Consider the following 6,065-nt stretch of genomic DNA (forward strand, 5'->3'; position numbering starts at 1 on the left):
CCGCTGCCCCTGCCCGGCCAGCTCAAGCCGCTGGCGGCCCCGTCCGCCCCGCACCCCGCCGCGACGGCTGCGGCCCCGCAGGACCGCGTCCGGACCGCCAACGCCGCGGCGCGCATCCAGCCCGCGCGTGACGGCTTCATCAACGCGATGCAGCGCTATCCCTTCAGCGAAGGCGCGCTCTACCAGGTCTATGCGGCGCCGGGCCAGGTGACCGACATCGCGCTCGAGCCCGGCGAACAGCTTGTGGGCGCCGGGCCGGTGGCGGCCGGCGACACGGCACGCTGGATCATCGGCGACACCGAGAGCGGCGTGGGCGACGCCAAGCGCGCGCATATCCTGGTCAAGCCGACGCTGAGCGGCCTGGCGACCAACATGGTCATCAACACCGACCGGCGGACCTATCACCTGGAGCTTCACGCCACGGCCACGACCTACATGGCCGAGGTCTCCTGGAGCTATCCGCAGGACGCCCTGATCGCCCTTCGCGGCCGGGCCGCCGAGGCGGTCGCGGCCGCCCCCGTCGCGACCGGCCTCGACATCGCAGCCCTGCGCTTCGGTTATCGCATCGACGGCGACAATCCGCCCTGGCGGCCCCTGCGCGCCTTCGATGACGGTCGCCAGGTGTTCATCGAATTCCCGCCGGGCGTCGGCCAGGGCGAGATGCCGCCGCTCTTCGTCCTGGGCGCCGGCGGCGCGGGCGAGCTGGTGAACTACCGCGTCTTGGGCCGGCACATGATCGTCGATCGCCTCTTCGCCGTCGCCGAGCTCCGCCTGGGCGACAAGCGCGACGCCAAGCGCGTGCGCATCGTGCGCGCCGATCCAGACGTGCGGCGATGAGCAGCCAGGCTCCCGACGGTCCCGGCGGCGTGGACCGCGCCGCCTTTCGCCTGCGCGCCGATCCGCCCCGGGTCACCCGCCTCTCGCGGAAAGTCCTGGCCGCCCTGGCCGCGGTGGCCGCCGCCGGTGTCGGCGGCGCCGTGATCGTCGCCCTCCAGGCCCACCACGGCCCCAAACCCGCCGCCGAGCTCTTCAACACCGGGACCAAGGCGACCGCCGAGGCCTTGGCGGGCGCGCCAAAGGACTATTCCCAGGTCCCGAAGCTCGGGCCCCCACTGCCGGGAGACCTCGGCCGCCCCATCCTGAGCGCGACCGCCCGTGGGGCGGAGGTCACGCCGCCGCCGATAGGGGCCGCCGCCGCGGCCGATCCGGCCGCGGACCGTGCGCGCCAGGCGCGCGAGGCCGCCCGGGCGAGCCGCTTGTTCGTCTCGTCCGGCCCCGCCGGCGCGGGGACGGCGCCATCCGCCGCACCGCCCGCGACGCTCCTGGGCCCGCCGGCCGCGGTTACGGGCGAACCTGCGCCCCAGGGCGCCGCGCCGGCGACCGGCCAGGCCGCCAAGCGCGCCTTCCTCGCCGGCGCCGGCGCGCCTACGGCGACCACGGCGTCGGGACGGCTGGCGGCGCCCGCCTCGCCCTATGTGCTGCAGGCCGGCAGTGTGATCCCCGCGGCCCTGATCACCGGCCTGCGCTCGGACCTGCCGGGCCAAATCACCGCCCAAGTGACTGAGAACGTCTATGACAGCCTGACCGGCCGGCGGCTGCTGATCCCGCAGGGCGCGCGCCTCGTCGGCGAATACGATTCCGACATCTCCTTCGGCCAGAGCCGCGCCCTCCTCGTCTGGACGCGCCTGATCCTGCCCAGCGGGGCCTCCATCAGCCTGGACCGGGAGCCCGGCGCGGATCCGCAAGGCTTCACCGGCCTCGAGGATCAGGTCGATCAGCATTGGGGCCGCCTCACACGCGCAACCCTCATCTCCGCCCACCTGGGCGTCGGCGCTGAACTTGGCGCCGGCAATGACAGCGACCTCGTCCGCGCCCTGCGTCAGGGAACCCAGGACACCCTGAACCAGGCCGGCCAGGCCGTGGTGCGACGCGAACTGGAGGTTCAGCCGACGCTTTCGATCCGCCCCGGCCACCCGGTCCGGGTGATCGTCACCCGCGACCTCATCCTCGACCCCGCGCCTCAGGAGATGCGCTGATGGCCAAACTGAAGCTCGGCCCCCTGGCCGACGACCGCCCCGTCCGCCTCACCCTCGACCTGCCCGCGTCCATCCACCGTCTGCTTGTCGCCTATGCCGCGGCGCTGGCGCACGAGACCGGCCAGCCGATCGGCGAGCCGGCCAAGCTCATCGTGCCGATGATCGAGCGCTTCATGGCGACGGATCGCGGCTTTGCGCGCGCTCAGCGCGAGGCGCCGACGGATAAGGCGGCTGGCCGCTGAGCTCCAGGGCGAGCCTCAGCGCCCGGCGCAGGGCCAGCTTCTCGTTGCGCGGCGACCAGACCGCCCCAAAGCCGATCTCGGCGTCGGCGATGGGTCGACAGACCAGGCCCGGCGGAAGCCCGCCGGCCTGGGAGCCGCCCAGGACGACGAGGCCCTGCCCCAGGGCGGCGAGCCGCAGCAGGGTCTCGAGCGAGGCCGCATGCGCCGGCTGGCCGCCGCCGAGGTCCGGGCGGACCCGGCCGGCGAGCCGCGCCGCGATCTCGCGGCCGAAGGGATCGTTCGCCAACTGCAAGGACTCGCCCGCCAGGTCCGGCCAGATTAGCGCGGCCCTGGCGGCCAGCGCATGGTCCAGCCGCATCGCGACGACCAGGGCTTCCCGCCACAAGGGTTGCACCGCCAGGCCGCGCGGACCGGCGCCCTCGGGGAGGAAGGCGACGTCGAGCCTGCGGGTCGCCAGCGCGGCGCGGTGGGCCTCCGGCGCCTCTTCGCGCAACACGAAGGCGCTGGGGGTCCTTTGGGCGACCAGCCGGGCAAGCAGCGTCTCGAGGAAACCTTGGCCCAGGGGCTGGATCACGCCGATGCGCAGCACCGCGCGCTCCGCGCGTCCGGCCGTCTCGACCGCGTCGGCGGCCTCCGCCAGGTGCTCGACGGCCTGGCGCGCCCGCGCCAGGAATTGCCCGCCGGCGCGGGTGAGATGCACGCCCGCGGCGTCGCGCTCGAAGATCGCCGCGCCCAGGCGATCCTCCAGCTCGCGGATCCTGCGGCTGACCGTCGACTGCTGGATGTTGAGGACGGCGGCCGCACGCCGGAAACTGCCCTGCTCGGCCGCGCTCAGCACATAGCGCAGCTGGTTGAGTTTGAGGCCATGCGGCACCGCCGCGGCATGCCCTGTGGTGCGCCGGCCGAACGGATCAGAGCCTTGGTGCGCGATCGATCCCAGGATCATCGCTCCCACGCCGCGCGGCCCTTGAGGCCGTGCCGTGAAGCACACTGCAGGATCGGCCGCGAAGGCCAGGATATAGTTGGAATATTTGCTCTGAATATCGAAGCTTAGGACCGTAATCTCACGGCATCGAGGGCGCGATCCATCCTGGCGAAGGGCTTGAAGCACACGGTGGATTACCGTACATTGAGATCAAAAGAGGACACACCATGGCCGCCCCTCGCCCCGCCGCGTCGCACGAGCTCAAGAAGGAGCGCATCGAATTGCGCGTCGCGCCCTCGGCCAAGGCGCTGATCCAGCGCGCCTCGGCGGTGAGCGGCCTGACCGCTGGCGACCTCGCCTATGAAGGCGCCCGCCGGGTTCTCGACGAGCATGAGCGCATGCTCCTGACCGGCGCCGACCGCGACGCCTTCCTCGAGGCGGTCCGCAAGCCGCCGCAACCCGCCGATCGCCTCGTCCAGGCCCTTCGTCGGCATCGCGACCAGGTGCGCTGAGGCTTGTCCATCATCATCACGCCGCTCGACACGGCCCATGACCGCAAGACTTTCGCCTGCGGCCAGGCCGAACTCGACGACTGGTTCAAGCGCCGCGCGGGCCAGGACGAGCGGCGCAACCTCGCCCGGGTCTTCGTCGCCGTCGACCCGGCCCTGGGGGTGGTGGGCTTCTACAGCCTGAGCGCCTTCACCCTGGCGCTCGAGGATCTGCCCGACGACCTCGCCGGCAAGCTGCCCCGCTACGACGCCATTCCGGCCGCCCTGGTCGGCCGCCTGGCCCGCGATCTGCGCGTCCGCGGCCAGGGCGTGGGAGAACTGTTGCTGGCCGACGCCGTCCAGCGGATCCTCGGCGTCGGCGAAAACCTGGCGGTGTTCGCCATCCTGGTCGACGCCAAGGATGACGCCGCGGTCGCCTTCTATGAATTCTTCGGCTTCCGGCCCTTCCCGTCACGGCCAAATCGGCTTTTCCTGCTCAGCTCGACCGCGGCGGCGGCGGTCGCCCATCTTGCCAATGACGGCGAACCCACAGGCGATCCGCGCGGATGAAGAAGCGGCTCGATCATCTTCCGGCCGGCAAGCGCCATGAACTGAAGTTCGTGGTCGAGGTCGTGCGCGAGGGGTTCGCCGCCGCGGTCGCGCACCGGACCGCGCCGCGGCTCCGCGAAGGCAAGATCCTCAAGATCATCCTCTTCGGCTCCTACGCCCGCGGCGATTGGGTCGAGGACCCGGTGGGCCGGTACTTCTCGGACTACGACCTCCTGGTCGTCGTCAGCCATGAGGATCTGGCCGATCCCGGCGAATTCTGGGCCGAGACCGAGGAACGTCTTCTCTCCGAACTGGCCTCGGGCGAGCGGCTGCGCACGCCGGTCAGCCTGATCATTCACAGCCTCGACGACGTGAACGAGAAGCTGAAGCTCGGCCGCTACTTCTTCATGGACATCCTGCGCGAAGGGATTTCGCTCTTCGAGGAGCCGGATCATCCGTTTGTGAATCCGGAACCGCTGGTGCCGGCGGCGGCGCTGAAGGAGGCGCGGGAGTATTTCGAAGAGTGGTTTGAGAGCGCTGGCAACGCACTCATGGGTGCAAGGTTCTATATCGAGAACAACAAGCCGAAGGACGCCGCGTTCCTTTTGCATCAGACGGTGGAGCGCTTGTACCATTGCCTGTTGCTGGTCCTCACGCTCTACAGCCCGAAGACCCACAGCCTGAATCGCCTACGCGCACTTGCCGAAGGCATGGACGGGCGGCTGAAGGACATCTGGCCATCGACCACCAAGTCCGAGCGCCGCTGCTACGAACTGATCCGCGCGGCCTACGTGAAGGCCCGCTACTCGCGCCACTACAAGATCAGCGCCGAAGAACTGGCTTGGCTGGGCGAACGCATCGGCATGCTTCAGGATGTCGTGAGGACCCTCTGCGCTGAACGCCTTGATGCTCTAGCGCGAGAGGCCGGCGAGAGCACCTGAAGCCGGGGAGGTAGAAAGATCGCGCGATGATCCCCGCGGGTTCTATAGCCGAAGCTCCTGGACATGCCCGCAGGCTCCCCCGACCGATAGACGGTAGCCCAGGACGGCGCTCCTGGGAGGGACCAAGATGCGCCAGGTGCGGAAGTTCACCCCGCTCCAGGAACCGGACATTCCTCCAGAGCCACTGCTTGGTGTGCTGGACACGCATGGCGGTCGTACTTGAACTTTGGCACCCTCCTTACCTTGGTCAGGAGGCGCCATGCGCAACGAGACATAAATGCTCGATCCCGTGTTCATCGTCACGGACATCGAGGCTGACGGTCCGGACCCGGGTGTTAACTCCATGAGAGCCTTCGCTTCTATTGCAATAGGTCTCGACGGCGACGAGCGGGGGTCCTTCGAAGCCGTATTGCTACCCTTAGACGGCGCACGATCCGACGTTCGGACACTGGAGTGGTTTCAGTCGCAGCCCGAAGCCTGGTCGGCGGCAACGACCGGGGCGGAACCTTCGGCCACAGTGATGGCCGACTATGTGGAATGGGTTCGCACCTTCTCAGGCGGGCGGATATTCACCGCTTACCCCTTTTCGTTCGACGGCATCTGGATCGACCACTATTTGCGGCGCTTCACCAAACACGCGTTGGTCGAAGGTCATTACGCAGTTGGGCGGCTGTTCGATGGCTCGGGTTTTTGCCTCAAGTCTTTCGCTGCCGCGCTTGTGGGGCGCCCGCCTTGGGATTGCCCTCCGTCTGCACTTCCAAAAGAGTGGTTCGGCGGCCATGAACATACGCATCGCGCGATCGATGATGCCCGCGGATACGCGCACCTGCGTGAGGATCGGCGTGCAATAGGCACCCCCTTCGTGGGGTGATCGGCGTGCAAAA

Annotated in this window: 8 protein-coding genes; 7 read left to right on the top strand and 1 reads right to left on the bottom strand. The window is 69.5% G+C overall.

Annotation, left to right across the window (positions count from 1 at the left end; all coding sequences use genetic code 11):
- From trbG to AX721_RS01075, 3 genes are all read left to right on the top strand, one after another.
- On the top strand, positions 1 to 837 hold an 837-nt coding region (trbG, locus tag AX721_RS01065), incomplete at its 5' end, for a P-type conjugative transfer protein TrbG (protein ID WP_068874077.1).
- Positions 834 to 2,036, top strand: coding sequence for a TrbI/VirB10 family protein (locus AX721_RS01070; RefSeq protein ID WP_068874078.1), 1,203 nt, complete (start codon positions 834 to 836; stop codon positions 2,034 to 2,036). The genes trbG and AX721_RS01070, both read left to right, overlap by 4 nt.
- Positions 2,036 to 2,278, top strand: coding sequence for a DUF2274 domain-containing protein (locus AX721_RS01075; protein WP_068874079.1), 243 nt, complete (start codon positions 2,036 to 2,038; stop codon positions 2,276 to 2,278). The genes AX721_RS01070 and AX721_RS01075 overlap by 1 nt, the downstream gene beginning before the upstream one ends.
- Here the strand turns inward: AX721_RS01075 and AX721_RS01080 are convergent.
- Positions 2,208 to 3,224 (bottom strand): LysR family transcriptional regulator, encoded by a 1,017-nt coding sequence (locus AX721_RS01080; RefSeq protein ID WP_068874080.1) that lies wholly within the window; start codon positions 3,222 to 3,224, stop codon positions 2,208 to 2,210. The genes AX721_RS01075 and AX721_RS01080 overlap by 71 nt on opposite strands.
- A gap of 206 nt (positions 3,225 to 3,430) precedes the next feature.
- Here AX721_RS01080 and AX721_RS01085 point away from each other — a divergent pair, with 206 nt between their 5' ends.
- The 4 genes from AX721_RS01085 to AX721_RS01100 all read left to right on the top strand — a co-directional run bounded on the left by AX721_RS01085 (position 3,431) and on the right by AX721_RS01100 (position 6,052).
- A complete protein-coding gene (locus AX721_RS01085; protein ID WP_068874081.1) occupies positions 3,431 to 3,715 on the top strand; it encodes a DUF1778 domain-containing protein in 285 nt (94 codons plus the stop codon).
- Positions 3,716 to 3,718: 3 nt separating this feature from the next.
- Positions 3,719 to 4,261, top strand: coding sequence for a GNAT family N-acetyltransferase (locus AX721_RS01090; protein ID WP_068874082.1), 543 nt, complete (start codon positions 3,719 to 3,721; stop codon positions 4,259 to 4,261).
- Positions 4,258 to 5,181: a HEPN domain-containing protein gene (locus AX721_RS01095; RefSeq protein ID WP_068874083.1), complete on the top strand. Its 924-nt coding sequence runs from the start codon at positions 4,258 to 4,260 to the stop codon at positions 5,179 to 5,181. Before AX721_RS01090 ends, AX721_RS01095 begins: the two co-directional genes overlap by 4 nt.
- Before the next feature lie 277 nt (positions 5,182 to 5,458).
- Entirely contained in the window at positions 5,459 to 6,052 is a 594-nt protein-coding gene (locus tag AX721_RS01100) for a hypothetical protein (protein ID WP_068874084.1), read from the top strand.
- The last annotated feature ends 13 nt before the right edge of the window (positions 6,053 to 6,065 follow it).

Source organism: Phenylobacterium sp. CCH9-H3, assembly GCF_001557235.1.
Classification (GTDB): domain Bacteria; phylum Pseudomonadota; class Alphaproteobacteria; order Caulobacterales; family Caulobacteraceae; genus Phenylobacterium.

Coding starts and splice junctions, on each gene's coding strand:
- AX721_RS01070 (WP_068874078.1), top strand. CDS start 834: ATGAGCAGCCAGGCTCCCGACGGTCCCGGCGGCGTGGACCGCGCCGCC.
- AX721_RS01075 (WP_068874079.1), top strand. CDS start 2,036: ATGGCCAAACTGAAGCTCGGCCCCCTGGCCGACGACCGCCCCGTCCGC.
- AX721_RS01080 (WP_068874080.1), bottom strand. CDS start 3,224: ATGATCCTGGGATCGATCGCGCACCAAGGCTCTGATCCGTTCGGCCGG.
- AX721_RS01085 (WP_068874081.1), top strand. CDS start 3,431: ATGGCCGCCCCTCGCCCCGCCGCGTCGCACGAGCTCAAGAAGGAGCGC.
- AX721_RS01095 (WP_068874083.1), top strand. CDS start 4,258: ATGAAGAAGCGGCTCGATCATCTTCCGGCCGGCAAGCGCCATGAACTG.
- AX721_RS01100 (WP_068874084.1), top strand. CDS start 5,459: ATGCTCGATCCCGTGTTCATCGTCACGGACATCGAGGCTGACGGTCCG.